Source organism: Streptomyces sp. NPDC047043 (assembly GCF_040644055.1).
Lineage (GTDB): Bacteria > Actinomycetota > Actinomycetes > Streptomycetales > Streptomycetaceae > Streptomyces.
Window position 1 is genome coordinate 1 of sequence record NZ_JBEYVO010000052.1, and the last position, 18,308, is coordinate 18,308.

The window sequence follows — 18,308 nt, forward strand, 5'->3', positions numbered from 1 at the left end:
AGTAGCTCCGCTACGAGGGCTTCCGCCCGGCACGCCGAGAGCACGCACCGAACGCCGCTCCTTCTCCCACGGAGATCCATCAGAAGAGCCCTAGAGGTTGTGGACGTCCCAGTTCGCCAGGACCGTACTGGCGATCTTCCTGCCCTCCGCGGTGAAGTAGCTGCCCTTGCCCGGGTAGTCGATCCACAGCCGGTACATGTCGCCGTTGCTCGCGCGGTAGTAGAGAACCTGCGCCTCACGCAGCTGCGGGGTGTCCTCGGACGTGTAGACGATGGTGTTCGCGGCGGCCTTGTGGTCCTTGTACGTGGTCTCCTTCGGCTCGCCCTTGGGGGCGGGGTCGTCGGCGAGACCCCAGGAGTACTCCCCGTCCTTGAGCGTCGCCCACTCCGCAAAAGCCCTGGCCGGCGCCGATTCGGGGATCTCGTTGTTCTTGTCGTCGGCCTTGATGTCGCGGTCCACGGTCACCCAGACCGTTCCGCTCGGGTCCGCGTACCTCACGATGGTGCCGTCCGAGTCGCTGTCCGGCTTCGCCTCCACGAAGGTGGTGGGCAGTCCGACACTTGAGCCGATCTTCGTGCCGAGGTCGTACGTCTTCCAGCCGTCCGGCAGCGGTCCCGCGAACGGATCCGCGATCACCAGGAACGCCGCCAACGCCGCCGCGACCACTCCCGCACCGATCCCGAGCCACGCCTTGCGGCCGAGGCGGACACCACGGCCCGCGACGATCTGCACGGCCTGCGTGGGCGCCGGAGCCGACGGGTTCGCGGTCTCCTCGAGCAGCGCACGGACCTGGGCGGCGGTGGGGCGTCCGGCCGGATCCTTCTGCAGCAGGCCCGTGATCACCTGGGCCAGCGGGCCGGACGCCGAAGCGGGCGGCGCCGGCGTGGCGTTGAGCACCGACTGCAGCGTGGCCGGCGTGTTGCTGCGACGGAACGGCGAGACGCCCTCCGTGGCCGCGTACAGCACCACACCCAGGGACCACAGGTCGGACGCCGGGCCCGGGCGCTGGCCCAACACCCTTTCCGGGGCGATGTATTCGGGCGAGCCGACGAAGCCGCCGGTGTCCGTCAGGTTCGTCTCGCCCTCGATCTGCGCGATACCGAAGTCGGTGAGGACGACGCGGTCGTGCCGGCCGAGCAGCACGTTGTCGGGCTTGACGTCGCGGTGCAGGATGCCCGCCGCGTGCGCGGCCTCCAGGGCGCCGAGCACCTCCAGGCCGACCCGCGCCGCCTCGCGCGCGCCCAGCGTGCCCTCCTGCAGGGCGCTGCCCAGCGAACGGCCCTGCACCAACTCCATGACGATCCACGGCTGGCCGTCGACCACGGCCACGTCGTGCACGTTGACCACCGCCGGGTGGTCCAGACGGGCCGCTGCGCGTGCCTCGCGGCGCATCCGCTCGAAGGCGTTGGCACGTTCACGTTCGGGAAGATGCTCCGGGACGCGGGGCTCCTTGACGGCGACCTCACGGTCCACCGTCTCGTCCTTGGCGCGCCACACCGTGCCCATACCGCCGTGCCCGAGCTTGGCGAGCAACCGGTAACGACCCGAGATGAGACGCCCCGCACCAGGGTCCTGCGGCATCTGCGCGGGTTGGGACTGCGGCGGGACTACCTGGGTGGGCGCGGCGTACGGGTTCGACTGATTCGGCGGTTGCAGAACAAAACTCGTCGTCTCGTCGGACTCGTGGCCGGTGCCCCCGTTGTTGCTCATGCGTCCATCCATATCGCGCCACGCGTCTCGGCATCCACACGGAACGCACACCGGTCACAGACCCGTGACCCAGCCTGCCGCTTATTTCCGCTTTATGTACGTGCGAACGTGTCGACCGCCACGTCGAAGTACTCCTTCGCCTCCCGCACCTTCCCGACCGGCGCCGACACCCACACGTCGTACATCTGCCCGCCCTCCTCCCAGCAGAGGTCGTACGTGTGCCGGGGTCCCTCCGCGGTGCTGAATCCGTTCCAGGTGAACTCCCAGAGGGCTGCGTCATGTCCGTGCCGGGTGGTCGCGGTGACCTTGCCGTCGTGGTAACCGGGGTTGCTGTCGGGCCCCTTGGCGGCCGCGCGCCGCATCACCGCGAGCGGGCCGCCCTCTTCGGGCTCGGTGACCTTGATGCCGAGGCGGAACGTCTCTCCCGAGGACATGTAGAAGACGCGCTCCCCCTGCGGTTTGCGGGTGAAGTCCTCCGGTACGGCGAGGGAGAAGCCGGCCGGGTCGTCGGCGACGCGGTAGCCGGAGGGCGCGGACGGGCGGGTCGCCGTGGCGGAGGAGGCCGTGTCCGACGCGCTCGGCGTGCTCGACGCACTTGGCGTGCGGGACGACGCCGAGGCGCTCACCGAGGTCTCCGGTGCCGAACTCGTGGGCGTACGGCCCCCGTCCGCGCCGTCCCGGTTCATGAGCAGGGCCGCCGCCGACACGCCCGCCCCGGCCATCGCGGCGACGAGCAGCGCCGCCACCAGCACGCCCCGGGTGGAGCGCCGGGTCTCGACGGTGGGCGACGGCGGTGTGGGCGCGGGCGGCCTGGGCACGTCCTGCTGCGTGGGCGTGTATCCGGGCGGCAGCTGCGGGGAGCGGCCGGTGTCGCGGAAGGCACGCAGCATCCGCTCGGCCTCGGCCGCGTCCAGCCGCCGGTCCGGATCCCGCTCCAACAGCCCTCGTACGACGGGAAGGATCGGCCCGGCCTGCACCGGCGGGCGGATCTCGTCGAACACCACGGCGTGCAGGATGCCGCCCAACGAGTCGCGCCGGAACGGCGATTCACCGCTCAGGACGGTGCACAGCAGCGCGCCCAGCGACCACAGATCGGACTCGGGCCCGGTCCTCGCCCCCGACATCCGCTCCGGCGCGGTGTACTCGGGCGAGCCGACGAAGGAGCCGGTCTCGGTGAGCGTCGTGGCACCCGCGACCTGGGCGATGCCGAAGTCGGTCAGGACGACCCGGTCCGAGCCGGACTCCAGCAGGACGTTGGCGGGCTTGATGTCGCGGTGCAGGACCCCGGCCTCGTGCGCCGTGCGCAGCGCGCTGAGCAGGGCGATGCCGATCCGGGCGGCCTCGGCGGCGTCGACCGGGCCGCGCGCGGAGATTCGGTCGGCGAGGGAGCCGCCGTCGATCAACTCCATGACGATGTACGGGCGTTCGTCGTGCTCGACGACGTCATGGACGACGATGATGTGCGGGTGGCGCAGTTGGGCCACCGCCCGCGCCTCGCGCAGGGTGCGGTCGCGCTGGCGCCGGGCCTCGTCCGCGGAGAGCGCGTCGTCGAGGTCGAGGGGGATCTCCTTGACCGCCACCTGCCGGCCGAGCAGTTCGTCGGTCGCCCGCCACACCACGCCCATGCCACCGCGCCCGAGTCTCGCCTCGAGCCGGTACCGGCCCGCGATGACGCGGACGTTCTCCCCCTCGGTCCCCATGCGCCCCATCATGCCGCACCGGACGGACCGGCTCCGGGGCGGCGACCGGCCAACCCCGTCGGGCCGTCACTGGGAGGTCTTCTCCTGCCAGCCCTGCAGCACCGACTTGAACTGCCTGCTCGTCTTCGCCCAGTCCGCCGCCGGCGAGGACATGTAGATGGCGTACTCGGACCCGTCGCGGGCCATGTACGTCTCCTCGATGGCGCGGCGCGGCCCGGGGAAGGGCGTGTCCTTCGCCTGCGCGGTCCAGGTGTACTCCCACAGGGAGCCGTCCCGGTCGCGGTAGTTGTTCTGCTCCATGCGTACGCGCTTGTAGTCGACCAGCCGTTGGAGCTGCTGCTCCAGGTCCAGCTGGTGCGAGTAGGCGTCCTTGAAGTCCGGCGAGGTGTCGATGGCGATTCGGACGAAGTGCCGGCCGCCGTCGGGCGTGTAGTCGACCTGTCTGAGGTCGCCGTTGACGCCGACCTCCTTGCGCTGCCAGCCCTTGGGCAGGTAGACGGTGAAGCCCCACTGGTCGTCGTACCGCTTCCAGTTGGCGGGAACGTTTCCGTCGGCGCTCTGGGTGGGCGAGCTCGTCGGCGACGGGCTCTGCGAGGCGGAGGGACCTACCGAGCCACTCGGCCGGCCCTCGTTCTGCAGCAGCACGGCCGTGCCGCCGGCGACGATCGCGGCGAGGGCGACCGTGAGGACGAAGGCGCGCAGTCGGCGGCGCTTCGGCGCGGGTGCGGGAGCGGCGCCGATGGTGGTCGGCTGTCCCGGGCCCAGCCCGTTCGGGCCGAACGCGGTCGGTCCGGTCACCGGCGGGTACGGCGTGGCGGAGCCGGTCTGCGGGCCCGTCTGGGGGCCGGTGTGCGGGCCCGTGCCGGTCGTCGTCTCGTAGCGGGACCCGGTGTGCTGCGTCGGGACGTAGACCTGCGCCCCGTGCGGCCGCCGTCCCTCCGCCGCCTCGGCGAGCAGCTGCTCGGCCTCGGCCGCGCCCGGACGTGCGGCGGGGTCCTTGTGCAGCAGGGCGGTCAGGACCGGGCCGAGCGGGCCCGCGTACTGCGGACCCGCGGCCTCCTCCTCGACGACCGCCTGCATGGTGGACAGCGGCGAGGTGCGCCGGAACGGCGAGCGGCCCTCCACCGCCGTGTACAGCGTGGCGCCGAGCGCCCACAGGTCGGAGGCGGGGCCCGGGTCGTGGCCGCGGACGCGCTCGGGGGCCAGGTAGTCGACCGAGCCGACGACCTCGCCGGTGCGGGTGATGGTCGTGTCGCCCTCGATCTGGGCGATGCCGAAGTCGGTGAGCAGGACACGTCCGTCGTGCCCGATGAGCACGTTTCCGGGCTTCACATCGCGGTGCAGCACACCGGCGGAGTGCGCGGCGCGCAGCGCCCGCAGCACCCACAGGCCGATCCGGGCAGCCTCGGCGGGCTCGACCCGCCCGCGCTCCTTGACCGCGTCCGCCAGCGAGTAGCCCTCGACCAGCTCCATCACGATCCACGGCCGGCCGTCGTGCTCGAGCACGTCGTGCACGGTGACGACCGCGGAGTGGTTGATGCGCGCTGCGGCCCGCGCCTCGGCGCGTGTGCGCGCGAGCAGCCGCTCCTGGTCGCTCTCGGAGACGTAGAGCGCGGCGGTCAACTCCTTGATCGCGACGGCACGGTGCAGCACCTCGTCGTGCGCACGCCACACGCGGCCCATGCCCCCGCTGCCGATCGAGTCGGCGAGCCGGTAGCGGCCCGCGACAAGCTGGCCCTGCATCTGATTCACGTTGCCCCGCAATGCTCTTGACAGGGTCAGACTAAGGACTGGACCACGGCCAGGGAACCACGGGGGTCCCAAGGAAACCGCACTGTGACGGTTGTCGCTTCCCTGTGACGCCAGTCAACCCTGAGCCCGTCACGGGCTGTTCACGGGCCGGATCGGTCGGTCACTTCGTCCATCAGTCGGTCACTCCGAGTCCATCAGCCGGTCACTTGATACGTGTCCGAAGCCTGCTCGTACAGCTTCGTCACCTCGTCCCGCTGCGACTCCGGCCCGCGCACCTGCACCACGTGGTAGCGCCCGTTGATGACTATCGCGAGGTTGCGCACGTAGAGGTCCTGCCCGTCGTCGTCGGTCCAGGTGAACTGCCCCTCGGCCATGGTCCGTGTCCCCACCGTGACGGTGCGCAGCCCGGTCGCGGTGGCCCAGCTGGAGCTGCGGTACGGCTGCAACTCGTGCTCCTTGTCCCGCTGGTACGCCATCGGGTCGCTGCCGTAGGTGACCGCGCCGTCCCGTCCGGGGACGACGATGAGCTCGAAGTCGCCGTGCGAGTACACGATCTGGTTCCAGGTGTTCTTGTCCGCGCGGGACCAGCCCTTGGCCACGGCGACCTGGAAGCCCTCGGGGTCCTTGCGCAGTGTGAAGCCCTTGGCGACCTCGGGCCCCGTGGTCTGCGTCTCGGTCGCCCCGGCCGACTTCGACGGAGTGCTCTCGGACTTGGGCGAGGTCTGGTCGGGCCGCGGCTCGCTGCTCGCCTCCTTGTCCGACTGCTCGGGGGCGGGACCGACCTCCCCGGCGGTGCCGGTACGGTCACTGCCCGCCGCGCCGTCCTCGCCGGCCTTCGGCATGAACATCACGGCGTACGCGACCGCGGCGGCCAGCAGGAGCAGTATCAGCAGAAGCAGGGTCCGGCCGAGTCTGCGCGGTGAGTGGGTCTGCTCCTTGGCCCGCTTGTGCCGCCCGTGCGCAGTGGTCGCGGGCAGCCCCGCGCGCCGCCTGCGCACCAGCTCGCCCCGCCGCCGTACGACCGGCAGCCGGCTGGAGTCGGCGGGCGGCGCGGCGACGACATGCGCACCCGCGTCGGGCTCGGGCGCGGAGCGCACCAACGAGCGCAGCCAGCCGCGCACTTCCTCGAAGTCCAGCCGCTCGGTGGGGTCCTGACGCAGCAGCGACTCGACCACCGGCCTGAGCGGACCGCACTCCTCGGCGAAGGCCGGCGGCTCGGCGCACACCATCTGCACCAGCTCGGCCGTCGACTCCTCCGGATACGGGGCATGCCCCTGCACGGCCCTGAAGAGCAGCGCCCCGAGCGCCCACAGGTCGGTGGCGGGCCCGATCGGCGGCGCCAACTGCCAGTTCTCGTGCACGGGTCCGGCCTGCTCCGGCGCCCAACGCTCCGTCACCGGTCCTACGACAGCCATCCGCGCCTGCCGCGCCCGCTCGGCGGCGAGCGCGGTGGCGGGGCCGCGCGGGACGGGGGTGCCGGCCGCCAGGTCGTCCCAGCGGCTGGGCGGAGTTGCGGCGGACGCGGGACCGGGCAGGGCAGGCGCGTGGGAGGCCTGCGTCGGAACCCCCGCGGGAGGCGCCGTGTCGAGGCCGGGTGCCGACATGCCGGACGCGAAGGAGGCACCGTCGCCCTCGCCGCCCCCGGGCGGCAGCGCCGAACGCCCGCTCTGGCCCGGGAGTTGAGCCCCCCCGTTGCCCCCGGCCACCGGTGTGCCGCCGGTCGAGGTGCGGGGCGCGGCACCGTGCCAGGGGGTGGCGCTCACGCCGTAGGGGTCGGCTATCCGGCCCGGGGGCGCAGTGCCGCCGGGCGCGCTCTCCACCACGTCGCCGGTTGCGTACGGCTGTGCCGGGCCGCCGGGTCCCGCCGCGGGGCCGCCCTCGGGCGCGGGGCGGGCACCGGGCAGTGCCGCACGACCGTTCTGCGCCTCCTGAACCCTGGCCGCGGCCCGCGCTCCCGCCCGGTACGCGGCGATCGCCCCGGCCCGCGCGGCGCGAATGTCCCCACCGCTCTCGAGGGCCTTGGGCGCGAAGCCCCCGGTCGCCCCCGCTCCGTTCGCCGTCTCGGTCCCGGCGCTCGGCAGCCCGCCGGCCGCCCGAGCCTTGATGGCAGCACGCCGCGCAGCCTCGGGATCGGCGTCCCCCGGCCCGCCCTGGGCCCCGAAACCGCCCTGCGCACCCGGGCCGCCGAAGCCACCCGCACCACCGGGACCGCCGAAGCCGCCCGAACTGCCCGGACCGCCCGAGCCGTTGCCCCCACCGGGCCCACCGGCGCCCCCGTCGCCGAAGTCTCCGGCCCCGGCCGCTCCGGCACTTCCCTCATCGTCCGGCGCAGGCACCGGGTCGTAACCGCACAGCGCCTCCTCCGCCGCCCCGACGGCGAGCCCGGTCAGCATCACCCGGCCGTCGTCGCAGACGAGCACCGTACGGGCCGTGATGTTCCGGTGCACCCAGCCGTGCGCGTGCAGCACACGCAGCGCCATGAGGACGTCGGAGGCGACCTCGGCCGCCCGGTACGGCGTCAGCGGCTTCTCGGCGAGCAGGGCGGCCAGCGGCCGGGCCGCCACCAACTCGCTCACGATCCACAGCGAACCGCCCTCGGCGAACACGTCGAAGACCTGGTCCAGCCGCGGATGGTCGGGGATCCGCGCCGCGGCCTGCGCGGCCTCGACCGCACGCCGTACGGCCGGATCGGTGGGCCGCCGGGGACCACCGCGCCCGGAGGGCCGCCGTGCCCCGCGGTCCCGCGGATCACGCGCCGTGAACCCGTCGGGCAGCCCCTCCGCGTCGAGCACCTCGGCCTCGACGACCTCCGGCAACGGCACCTGCCTGACGAGGACTTCCTGCCCGCTGTAGGTGTCGAAGGCCCGGCTCTCGGTGAGTTCGTACTCGTCGGACGGCGGCAACGGCAGGCGGTAGCGGTCGGCGAGTACCCGTCCCGCATAGTCGTCCACGTTGCCTCCCCCAGCCGCCCGGTTGGTCAATTCCGTTCACCTTGCGCCCCGTTCCGAACGCATACCCGGATGCGTACGGTCCGCAAGCCTTCACGATACGTGCCGGAGGCAACCCGCAAAGAGGGATCCCAGATCTCACGCCTCAAACACGGGACCGGTCACTTTACGACTTCGGTTCGAACGTCTTCGCGAGCGTCTTCCAGGTGTTCTCACGGAGGGCGGTGTCCCAATTGGCGGCTTTGGCCGTGTACATCAGCGCATATCCGAGATGGTCGTTGACAACGAACCCCCGGTCGATGGTCCGGTACGTGGTCCCGCTCTCGACATAGGTGAACTCCCAGTCCGCGGTGTTCCAACCGCGGTAGTCCACCTGCTCTATCCGGATCTTCTTGTACTGCGAGCGCGTCATGTAGCGCTCCTGGTTCTCCCAGTCGGTCACCGCGTTGCCCTTGGGCGTGGACGTCCAGGCGACGAGCAGCTTCTGCCCGTCGGGCCCCGTGAACCGGTCCCCCGCCGCACCCGTGGACTGGTAGCTCCACCCCTTGGGCAGCCCGATCGAGTACCCCTGGCTCCCGTGGTACGTCGACTTGACCGCGCTGCCGCCCCCGGACGAGCCGTCCGCCGCCGCACCGCTGCCACCGGACGCGCTCGGACTGTTGCTGGGTGTGCCCCCGGCCGTCGAGTCCGCGTCGGACCGGCTCGAACCGTCCGTACCGCTCCCGCCGCTCTTGTCCTCCTTGGTGTCGGCACTGGCCGACGCGCTCGCGGAGACCTTGGCGTCACTGCCCTTGGCACCGTTGGTGTTCTTGTCGTCGTCCCCGCCGAGCGTGAGCGCCAGCACGGTCCCGAGCACGGCGAGCACCACGACCACCGCGATGATCACCAGCGTCCGCTTCGGCACCACGTCCGTGAGCGGAGCCCTGGGCACGGGCCGCGGCGGCAGATCCGGCGGCGTCATCACGGGCCACCCCGAACTCCGCCCCCCGGCCTGCTGGTTCGCCCCCAGCGCCGCAGGCTCCCGGCTCCCGCCGGCCGCTCCACTCGAGGACGCCGAAGAGGCCGAGGAAGGCGCGGTTCCCGAGGGAGCCGCGGGCGTCCCCGAGGACTGCGAGGGAATCGTCGGCGCCGAGGACGGCGTCGAAGTCGGTGCCGCGGGCGCCGGAGGCACGGGAGGCATCGGCTTCGTGGGCGGACTGGCAGCGGGCGGTGCGGTCGGAGCGGCCGGAGCCGAAGAACCGGCCGCAGGGGCAGTCCCCGGAGCACCACCTTCGGCAGCCGCCCCGGTGGACGCCGTGCCACCGGCCCCGGCACCGCCGGACCCCGAACCCGCCGTACCACTCCCCGACTTGCTCCGAGCCGCAGCCGCCGAACCGGCCGCCGCACCCGCAGCCACGGCGGCCTTCCGCACGGAACGCAGCGCCCCGCGCAGCTTCTCCGCCGCCTCCTCGCCCCGCTTGCTGCCGGAGCCCCCCGAACTCCCCTTGCCCGCGGGCGCGTCGGGCTGCACCGGAATCGGCACGACCCTGGTCGCGTCCGCCGGCGGCTCCGGCTCGGCCTCCTTCGGCTCGGGCGCGTGGATCACACGGTTGAGCATCGCCCGCGCGCCCGCGTCGTCGAGCCGCTTGGCGGGATCCTTGGTCAGCAGCCCGTAGATGACGTCCTTCAGCGGCCCCGCGTTCTTCGGCTCCTCCATCGGCTCGGTCATCACGGCGGTCAGCGTCGCGATCGCGGAGCCCTTGTCGTACGGCGGCACGCCCTCGACCGCCGCGTACAGCAGTCCGCCGAGCGACCACAGGTCCGCCGCGGGCCCGGGCTTGTGCCCGCGGGCCCGCTCCGGGGAGATGTAGGAGGGCGCGCCGACGAGCATGCCGGTCGAGGTGATGGACGGGTCGCCCTCGACCTGGGCGATGCCGAAGTCGGTGAGCACGACCCGGTCGGTCTCGCCCTCCAGCAGCACGTTCGACGGCTTCACGTCACGGTGCAGGATGCCCTCGCGGTGCGCCGACCGCAGCACGTCGAGGATCGCGAGCCCGACCTCGGCCGCGCGCTTCGGCTCCAGCAGGCCGTCCTCCCGGATGACCTCGGCGAGCGACTTGCCCTCGACGAGCTCCATCACGATCCACGGCCGGTCGTCCTCTTCGACCACGTCGAAGACCGTCACCGCACTGTTGTTGCGGATCCGCGCGATCGCCTTGGCCTCGCGCAGCGTCCGCGTGATCAGCCGGCGCTTCTCGTCCTCGTCGATGTTCGACGGGAACCGAAGCTCCTTGACGGCGACCGTCCGGCCCAGCGTCTCGTCCTCGGCCCGCCACACCGTGCCCATGCCGCCGCGGCCGAGCACTCCTCCCAGCCGGTACCGCCCGGCGAGAAGACGCTCGCTCTTGTCCTGACGAGTGTCCTGACGAGATGTCCCCGCCCGCTCCGCCTCCGACATGCGTCCCCTCATGCAACCCGCCCTGACAGAGCCTCCATTGTCCCTCACCCGACAAGTGCCCAACGCCCAGGGTGCCCGTGAGGCCCCACCGGGGCCCTGTGCACCCGGGGGCCCGCTGAAGCGCACGTTCCGCCGCCCTGCATGATGGGCCCCGACAAGGGAGGCCCCCCGCGATGACGCCGCTTCGGACGCTACTTGCCGTACCTGTGTCCCTGGCCCTCCTCGGTCTCGCCCCGACTGCCTCCTCTGCGCCGGCCGCACCGGCCACGGACACAGTCCTCCCGCTGCTGGTCACCACGGGCGACGCCCCCGCCGCGGCCCTCCTGGCCCGCGAGGAGTCCGGCACCCGCTACGCCCGGGCCGGCCGGGGAATCGCCCGCGACGACCACTTCCGCGCCGGCAGCATCACGAAGACCTTCATCGCGACGGTCGTCCTGCAACTCGCGGCGGAACACCGGCTTTCCCTGTCCGACTCGGTGGAGCAGCACCTGCCGGGCCTGGTGCACGGAGCGGGCAACGACGGCCGCGCGCTGACCCTGCGTTCCCTGCTCACCCACACCAGCGGTCTGTACGACTTCACCCGGGACACCGGGGGCATCGTCCCCCTGACCCCCGATGAGGCCGTGCGCATCGCACTCACCCACCCCCCGGCCGACCGCGGCCGCTTCCGCTACTCGAACACCAACTACGTCCTGCTCGGCATGGTCGTCCGGCAGGTGACCGGCCACTCGTACGCCTCCGAGGCCGAGCGCCGCATCATCGCTCCGCTGGGTCTGACGGGCACCTCCTTCCCCGGTTCCCGCACCTCGCTGCCCTCTCCGCACGGCCGCGCCTACACCGCCGCCGGGAACGACGTCACCGAACTCGACCCGCGGGTGGCCGGAGCCGCGGGCGAGCTGGTGACCACGCTCGCCGACCTGGACCGCTTCTACGCGGCCCTGCTCGGCGGCGAACTGCTGCCCCCGCGCTGGCTGCGCGAGATGCGCGACACCCGCACCGCACACGGCTCGTACGGCATGGGCCTGTTTCCCGTGAAGCTGCCGTGCGGCGTCACGGTGTGGGGGCACAACGGGCGCATCACCGGCAGCTACGTGCGCACCGCAGCCACCGTCGACGGCCGGCGTGTCCTCACCTTCCGCGTGAACACGGACGCGATCGCAGACCCCGGCCTCGAACCACGGCTGCTCGCCGCCGAGTTCTGCGCTCGCACCCCGTAGAACGACCCGGTTCCGAACGAAGATCCCGGTTCACGACACCCGTTCGGGTGATCTGCGCTCCAGGCTTCTGAAACGACACGATCACAACGGCACGATCACAACGGCACGATGTCGGGCGCTCCCAACCGCGCCGCGTCCGCCGTCAGGTCGTCCGGCTGCCGCTGCGACTCCCGCTCGGCCTCCACCCGCTTCTCGTAGTGCTCGACCTCGCGCTCGATCTGGTCCTTGTCCCAGCCGAGCACCGGCGCCATCAGCTCGGCGGCCTCCCGGGCGCTCCGCGTCCCCCGGTCGAAGGTCTCGATGGAGATGCGGGTGCGCCGGGTCAGCACGTCGTCCAGGTGGCGGGCGCCCTCGTGCGAGGCGGCGTAGACGATCTCGGCGCGCAGATAGTCGTCGGCGGCCTGCAGGGGTTCACCGAGCGACGGATCGGCGGCGACGAGTTCGAGGAGCTCCTCCGCCATCGCCCCGTACCGGTTCAACAGGTGCTCCACGCGCACCACATGGAGGCCGGTGCGCGCGGCGGTGCGCGCCCGCGCGTTCCACAGCGCGCGATAGCCCTCGGCCCCCAGCAGCGGCACGTCCTCCGTCACGCACTCGGCGACCCGCATGTCGAGTCCGTGCACCGCCTCGTCGACCGCGTCCTTGGCCATCACCCGGTACGTCGTGTACTTGCCGCCCGCCACCACGACCAGCCCGGGCGCGGGATGCGCCACGGTGTGCTCGCGCGACAGCTTGCTGGTGGCGTCCGACTCGCCGGCCAGCAGCGGGCGCAGACCCGCGTACACGCCCTGCACGTCGTCCCGTGTCAGCGGCACCGCGAGCACCGAGTTCACATGCTCCAGCAGGTAGTCGATGTCCGCGCTGGAGGCCGCCGGGTGCGCCTTGTCGAGGTCCCAGTCGGTGTCCGTCGTGCCGATGATCCAGTGCCGCCCCCACGGGATGACGAACAGCACGGACTTCTCGGTGCGCAGGATCAGCCCGGACGAGGAGTTGATGCGGTCCTTCGGTACGACCAGGTGGATGCCCTTGGACGCCCGGACGTGGAACTGCCCGCGCTCTCCGACCATGGCCTGGGTGTCGTCGGTCCACACGCCCGTCGCGTTCACGATCTGCTTGGCGCGGATCTCGTACTCGCCGCCCGCCTCGACGTCCTGCACGCGCGCGCCGACGACCCGTTCGCCCTCCCGCAGAAAGCCCGTCACACGCGCGCGGTTGGCGACCTTGGCGCCGTAGGACGACGCCGTGCGCACCAGGGTGGCCACATAGCGGGCGTCGTCCATCTGGGCGTCGTAGTACTGCAGGGCTCCGACCAGCGCGTCCTTCTTCAGGGCGGGTGCCACGCGCAGGGCGTGACGGCGGGTCAGGTGCCGGTGCATCGGCAGCCCCCGGCCGTGTCCGCGGGCCATCGACATGGCGTCGTAGAGCGCGACGCCCGAACCGGCGTACAGGCGCTCCCAGCCCTGGTGCTGCAGCGGATACAGGAACGGCACCGGCTTCACCAGGTGCGGGGCGAGCCGCTCCAGCAGCAGGCCACGCTCCTTGAGTGCCTCTCGTACGAGCGCGAAGTCGAGCATCTCCAGATAGCGCAGTCCGCCGTGGATCAGCTTGCTGGACCTGCTGGAGGTGCCCGACGCCCAGTCACGCGCCTCGACCAGTCCCGTGGACAGACCGCGCGTCACGGCGTCCAGGGCGGTTCCGGCACCGACCACACCGCCGCCCACGACCAGCACGTCCAGCTCTCGCTCGGCCATTCCCGCCAGTGACTCGGCTCGCTGCGCCGGCCCCAGTGTCGCTGTCCTCACCGCTGCCTCCTGCTGTCGGTAGCGCCGGCCGCACCCGTAGGGCGAAGCCCGGTTCCTCTCCCTCCCCTGCCCAAATTCTGACCGGCTTGCCCGACTTCAGCCACCACTCACCCCCAGCCTGTGGACAACATTCCCGTGACCTCCGGAAAACACGTACGAGCAATCCCGCAAATCGGCATATTTACTCCTAGTCTGACATAGCGCCTCGCCCGTCCTGTCCACAGGGCTTGCGCATGTGTCCCGCTTCGGTTACTGAGAAGGACGGCCCACGCCATGCCCGCAGATCTCGCCGTCATCGGACTCGGCCCGTTCGGCCTGCCCCTGGCGCAGGCAGCCGTCGCCGCCGGCATTCCCACGCTCGGCTACCGGACCGGGCCCGAGACGGGCTCCCTCAGCCCCGCCGAACTGCGCCGGATGCTCTCGGGGGGCTTCCGGCACGCCACCAGCCCGGGCGAGCTCGGCCGCGTGCGCACCGCGGTCGTCTGCGCACCGACCCCACGTGACGCGGACGGCGCGCTCGACCTCGGCCAGGTGGAGGCGGCCGCGCGCGCCCTGGCCGTGCACATGCGCCCGCACACCACGATCATCCTGGAGTCGCCCGTACCCCCGGGCACGACGGAGGAGTTCCTCCGTCCCCTCCTCGAAAAGGGCTCCGGGCTGCGCGCGGGCCGCGACTTCCACCTCGCCTACTCCCCCAGCCGGGTGGACCCCGGAAACCGCGACTTCACCCCGGCCAACACCCCGAGGGTGATCGGCGGTCTCACCCCCGCCTGCACCGAGTCCGCCGCCGCGTTCTACGGCCGCCTCACGGACAAGGTGGTACGCGCGCGTGGCCCGCGCGAGGCGGAGACCGTGGAGCTCCTGGAGACCAATTTCCGGCACGTCAACATCGCGCTCGTCAATGAGATGGCCGTCCTCTGCCACGACCTGGGCGTCGATCTCTGGGACGTCATCCGCTGCGCGGAGACCAAGCCGTTCGGCTTCCAGGCCTTCCGCCCGGGCCCCGGGGTCGGCGGCCACACCGTCCCCCAGGACCTGACCCACACCGCCGGCCGCACCCTGCGGATGGTCGAACTGGCGCAGCAGGTCAACAGCCAGATGCCCCGTTACGTCGTCCAGCGCGCCGCGGCGCTCCTCAACGAGCACGGCAAGTCGGCGCGCGGGGCGCGCGTACTGCTCCTCGGCGTCACCTACAAGCCCGACCTCGCCGACCAACACGGCACCCCCGCCCGGGAGATCGCCGTCCGCCTGATGGAACTCGGCGCCTCCGTCAGCTACCACGACCCGCACGTCCCGTCCTGGAACGTCCTGGACCGCCCGGTCCCGCGCGCGGACTCCCTCTACGAGGCCACGGCCGACGCCGACCTGACGATCCTGCTCCAGCACCACCGCACGTACGACCTCCAGGGCCTGTCGGTGAAGGCACAGCTGCTGCTGGACACGAGGGGGGCGGCGCCTACGGGGGCGGCGCATCGGTTGTGAAGGGGGGCGCGCGGGTGGACGGGCTCCGGGGGCTGGTGGCAGGCGGGGCGCGGCGCGGGTACCTTACGGAGACAGGTGGAGCCCACCGCTGAGGTCGTTGCGGCAGGCTCGTGGATGGATCACGGAGTGTCCGCCCCCAGCTCTTATGGGGACGGCCACTCACCATCCCGCCAAAAGAGTGGAGCCCACCGCAGCGGGAACTGCGGCAGGCTCCTGACCGGTTTACGGGTGTCCGCCCCTACTCCCTATGGGGGCGGCCGCTCACCAGCCAAAAATCCGCAATACCCACCTCCTCCGGCATTGCACCGTCCGAAGACGGATCCGGTCCCAGCGAGTGGGCTTGCGGTGACGGCCCATGGGCACGCCCCCACCAGCCCACTTGGGCATGCAAAAGGCCGGTCACCCACCCGGGATGACCGGCCCTTCGACCGCCGTAAGCCCTACCGCTTGTGCTGCGAGTCCGCCACCGTCACCTCGACCCGCTGGAACTCCTTCAGCTCGCTGTACCCGGTCGTGGCCATCGCCCGCCGCAGTGCGCCGAAGAAGTTCATGGAGCCGTCGGGGGTGTGCGACGGGCCCGTCAGGACCTCCTCGATCGTGCCGACCGTGCCGAGGTCGACCTTCTTGCCGCGCGGCAGCTCCTCGTTGACGGCCTCCATGCCCCAGTGGTGGCCCTTGCCCGGCGCGTCTGTCGCGCGGGCGAGCGGGGAGCCCATCATCACCGAGTCGGCGCCGCAGGCGATCGCCTTCGGGAGGTCGCCGGACCAGCCCACGCCACCGTCCGCGATCACGTGCACGTACCGGCCGCCGGACTCGTCCATGTAGTCACGGCGGGCGGCCGCCACGTCCGCGACCGCGGTGGCCATCGGCACCTGGATGCCCAGCACGTTGCGCGTGGTGTGCGCCGCGCCGCCGCCGAAGCCGACGAGGACGCCCGCCGCGCCGGTGCGCATCAGGTGCAGGGCCGCGGTGTACGTGGCGCAGCCGCCGACGATCACCGGGACGTCGAGCTCGTAGATGAACTGCTTCAGGTTCAGCGGCTCGTGCGAGCCGGAGACGTGCTCCGCGGAGACCGTCGTACCGCGGATGACGAAGATGTCCACGCCCGCGTCGACGACCGCCTTGGAGAACTGCGCCGTGCGCTGCGGGGAGAGCGCGGCCGCCGTGACCACGCCGGAGTCGCGCACCTCCTTCAGGCGGGCGCCGATCAGCTCCTCCTTGATGGGGGCGGCGTAGATCTCCTGCAGCCGTCGGGTCGCGGTCTCCGCGTCGAGGTCGACGATCTCGTCGAGCAGCGGCTGCGGGTCCTCGTACCGCGTCCACAGGCCCTCGAGGTTCAGTACGCCGAGGCCGCCGAGCTCGCCGATGCGGATCGCGGTGGCCGGGGAGACGACCGAGTCCATGGGGGCGGCCAGGAATGGCAGCTCGAAGCGGTAGGCGTCGATCTGCCAGGCGATCGAGACCTCCTTCGGGTCCCGCGTACGGCGGCTGGGGACGACGGCGATGTCGTCGAAGGCGTACGCCCGGCGGCCGCGCTTGCCGCGCCCGATCTCGATCTCAGTCACGTCTGTGGCCTTTCCCTCTGCGTTTCAGCGCCTCCAGTATCGCCGACGGGTACGACAAGGGCGGCCCCGGATGCTCCGGGACCGCCCTCGGGAAGCGTGAGAACTACTTGCTGCTGTAGTTCGGCGCCTCGACCGTCATCTGGATGTCGTGCGGGTGGCTCTCCTTGAGACCCGCCGACGTGATCCGTACGAAGCGGCCCTTGGTCTCCATCTCCTCGATCCTGGCCGCGCCCACGTAGCCCATGGTCTGGCGCAGACCGCCGACGAGCTGGTGCAGGACGTTGGCCAGCGGACCGCGGTAGGGCACCTGACCCTCGATGCCCTCGGGCACGAGCTTGTCGTCGGCCGCGACCTCCGCCTGGAAGTAGCGGTCCTTCGAGTACGACTTGGCCTGGCCACGGGACTGCATGGCGCCGAGCGAGCCCATGCCGCGGTACGACTTGAACTGCTTGCCGTTGATGAACTGCAGCTCGCCGGGCGACTCCTCGCAGCCCGCGAGCAGGCTGCCGAGCATCACCGTGTCGGCACCGGCCGCGAGCGCCTTGCCGATGTCGCCGGAGTACTGCAGGCCGCCGTCGCCGATCAGCGGGATGCCTGCCGGACGGGCCGCGAGGGAGGCCTCGTAGATGGCGGTGACCTGCGGGACGCCGATGCCGGCGACGACGCGGGTGGTACAGATCGAACCCGGGCCCACACCGACCTTGATGCCGTCGACGCCGGCGTCGATCAGCGCCTGGGCGCCGTCGCGGGTGGCGACGTTGCCGCCGATCACGTCGACGCGCACGCTCGACTTGATCTTCGACATCCAGCTCAGGGCGTTGCTGTTGTGGCCGTGCGAGGTGTCGACGACCAGGAAGTCCACACCGGCCTCTGCGAGCGCCTGGGCGCGCTCCAGCGCCTCGGGGCTGGCGCCGACGGCGGCACCGACCAGCAGCCGGCCCTCGGAGTCCTTGGCGGCCTTGGGGTACTGCTCCGCCTTCACGAAGTCCTTGACCGTGATCAGGCCCTTGAGGACACCCGCGTCGTCGACCAGCGGAAGCTTCTCGATCTTGTGCCTGCGCAGCAGCTCCATGGCCTCGACGCCGGAGATGCCCACCGTGCCGGTGACCAGCGGCATCGGGGTCATGACCTCGCGCACCTGACGGGAGCGGTCGCTCTCGAAGGCCATGTCGCGGTTGGTGACGATGCCGAGCAGCTTGCCGCCGCCGTCGGTGACCGGCACACCGCTGATGCGGAACTTGGCGCACAGCGCGTCGGCATCGGCCAGCGTCGCGTCCGGGTTCACCGTGATCGGGTCGGTGACCATGCCGGACTCGGAGCGCTTCACGAGGTCGACCTGGTTGACCTGGTCCTCGATGGAGAGGTTGCGGTGCAGCACACCGACGCCGCCCTGACGGGCCATCGCGATCGCCATGCGGGACTCGGTCACCTTGTCCATCGCCGCCGAGAGCAACGGGATGTTCACCCGGACGTTGCGGGAGATGCGGGACGAGGTGTCGACCGCGTTGGGGAGCACTTCCGATGCACCCGGCAGCAGCAGCACGTCGTCGTAGGTCAGCCCGAGTGTCGCGAATTTACCGGGCACTCCGTCGACGTTTGCAGTCATGACACCTTCCCCAAATGGCCTTGATCGGTGCGGATGTCCATGCTAACGGGAAGCACGGCTCTCGAATTCCACGGTTCCGGGTGACCATG

The 18,308-nt window shown here is 71.7% G+C and carries 10 protein-coding genes; 2 read left to right on the forward strand and 8 right to left on the reverse strand.

Features of this window, described 5'->3' with window-relative positions; translation table 11 throughout:
- Positions 1 to 90: 90 nt before the first annotated feature.
- The 5 genes from ABZ880_RS50235 to ABZ880_RS50255 form a co-directional block, all read right to left on the reverse strand.
- Positions 91 to 1,710, reverse strand: coding sequence for a serine/threonine-protein kinase (locus ABZ880_RS50235; protein WP_361277801.1), 1,620 nt, complete (start codon positions 1,708 to 1,710; stop codon positions 91 to 93).
- A gap of 92 nt (positions 1,711 to 1,802) precedes the next feature.
- Positions 1,803 to 3,410: a serine/threonine-protein kinase gene (locus ABZ880_RS50240; protein WP_361277802.1), complete on the reverse strand. Its 1,608-nt coding sequence runs from the start codon at positions 3,408 to 3,410 to the stop codon at positions 1,803 to 1,805.
- 66 nt (positions 3,411 to 3,476) lie between these two features.
- Positions 3,477 to 5,153: a serine/threonine-protein kinase gene (locus ABZ880_RS50245; protein ID WP_361277803.1), complete on the reverse strand. Its 1,677-nt coding sequence runs from the start codon at positions 5,151 to 5,153 to the stop codon at positions 3,477 to 3,479.
- A 203-nt stretch (positions 5,154 to 5,356) separates the two neighbouring features.
- The gene (locus ABZ880_RS50250) at positions 5,357 to 8,113 is read right to left on the reverse strand and encodes a protein kinase (RefSeq protein ID WP_361277804.1); all 2,757 of its coding nucleotides are present in this window, start codon (positions 8,111 to 8,113) and stop codon (positions 5,357 to 5,359) included.
- Between the two features lie 163 nt (positions 8,114 to 8,276).
- On the reverse strand, positions 8,277 to 10,547 hold the full coding sequence (locus ABZ880_RS50255) for a serine/threonine-protein kinase (protein ID WP_361277873.1): 2,271 nt from the start codon (positions 10,545 to 10,547) through the stop codon (positions 8,277 to 8,279).
- Positions 10,548 to 10,720: 173 nt separating this feature from the next.
- Between ABZ880_RS50255 and ABZ880_RS50260 the strand changes: the two genes are divergently transcribed.
- Complete coding sequence (locus ABZ880_RS50260) at positions 10,721 to 11,764, forward strand: serine hydrolase domain-containing protein (protein ID WP_361277805.1); 1,044 nt, start codon at positions 10,721 to 10,723, stop codon at positions 11,762 to 11,764.
- 95 nt (positions 11,765 to 11,859) lie between these two features.
- On the opposite strand, the gene ABZ880_RS50265 is transcribed toward ABZ880_RS50260, so the two are convergent.
- Positions 11,860 to 13,566 carry a glycerol-3-phosphate dehydrogenase/oxidase gene (locus tag ABZ880_RS50265; RefSeq protein WP_361277806.1) on the reverse strand — a complete coding sequence of 569 codons (1,707 nt, stop codon included), beginning with the start codon at positions 13,564 to 13,566 and terminating at the stop codon, positions 11,860 to 11,862.
- A 273-nt stretch (positions 13,567 to 13,839) separates the two neighbouring features.
- Between ABZ880_RS50265 and ABZ880_RS50270 the strand changes: the two genes are divergently transcribed.
- On the forward strand, positions 13,840 to 15,048 hold the full coding sequence (locus tag ABZ880_RS50270; RefSeq protein ID WP_361277807.1) for a nucleotide sugar dehydrogenase: 1,209 nt from the start codon (positions 13,840 to 13,842) through the stop codon (positions 15,046 to 15,048).
- Positions 15,049 to 15,488: 440 nt separating this feature from the next.
- Here the strand turns inward: ABZ880_RS50270 and ABZ880_RS50275 are convergent, their stop codons facing one another.
- Positions 15,489 to 16,613, reverse strand: a complete 1,125-nt coding sequence (locus ABZ880_RS50275) for a GuaB3 family IMP dehydrogenase-related protein (protein WP_361277808.1) — start codon at positions 16,611 to 16,613, stop codon at positions 15,489 to 15,491.
- 103 nt (positions 16,614 to 16,716) lie between these two features.
- Positions 16,717 to 18,219 carry an IMP dehydrogenase gene (gene guaB / locus ABZ880_RS50280; RefSeq protein ID WP_361277809.1) on the reverse strand — a complete coding sequence of 501 codons (1,503 nt, stop codon included), beginning with the start codon at positions 18,217 to 18,219 and terminating at the stop codon, positions 16,717 to 16,719.
- Positions 18,220 to 18,308: the final 89 nt, after the last annotated feature.

Coding starts and splice junctions, on each gene's coding strand:
- ABZ880_RS50235 (WP_361277801.1), bottom strand. CDS start 1,710: ATGAGCAACAACGGGGGCACCGGCCACGAGTCCGACGAGACGACGAGT.
- ABZ880_RS50240 (WP_361277802.1), bottom strand. CDS start 3,410: ATGGGGACCGAGGGGGAGAACGTCCGCGTCATCGCGGGCCGGTACCGG.
- ABZ880_RS50245 (WP_361277803.1), bottom strand. CDS start 5,153: ATGCAGGGCCAGCTTGTCGCGGGCCGCTACCGGCTCGCCGACTCGATC.
- ABZ880_RS50255 (WP_361277873.1), bottom strand. CDS start 10,547: ATGTCGGAGGCGGAGCGGGCGGGGACATCTCGTCAGGACACTCGTCAG.
- ABZ880_RS50260 (WP_361277805.1), top strand. CDS start 10,721: ATGACGCCGCTTCGGACGCTACTTGCCGTACCTGTGTCCCTGGCCCTC.
- ABZ880_RS50270 (WP_361277807.1), top strand. CDS start 13,840: ATGCCCGCAGATCTCGCCGTCATCGGACTCGGCCCGTTCGGCCTGCCC.
- guaB (WP_361277809.1), bottom strand. CDS start 18,219: ATGACTGCAAACGTCGACGGAGTGCCCGGTAAATTCGCGACACTCGGG.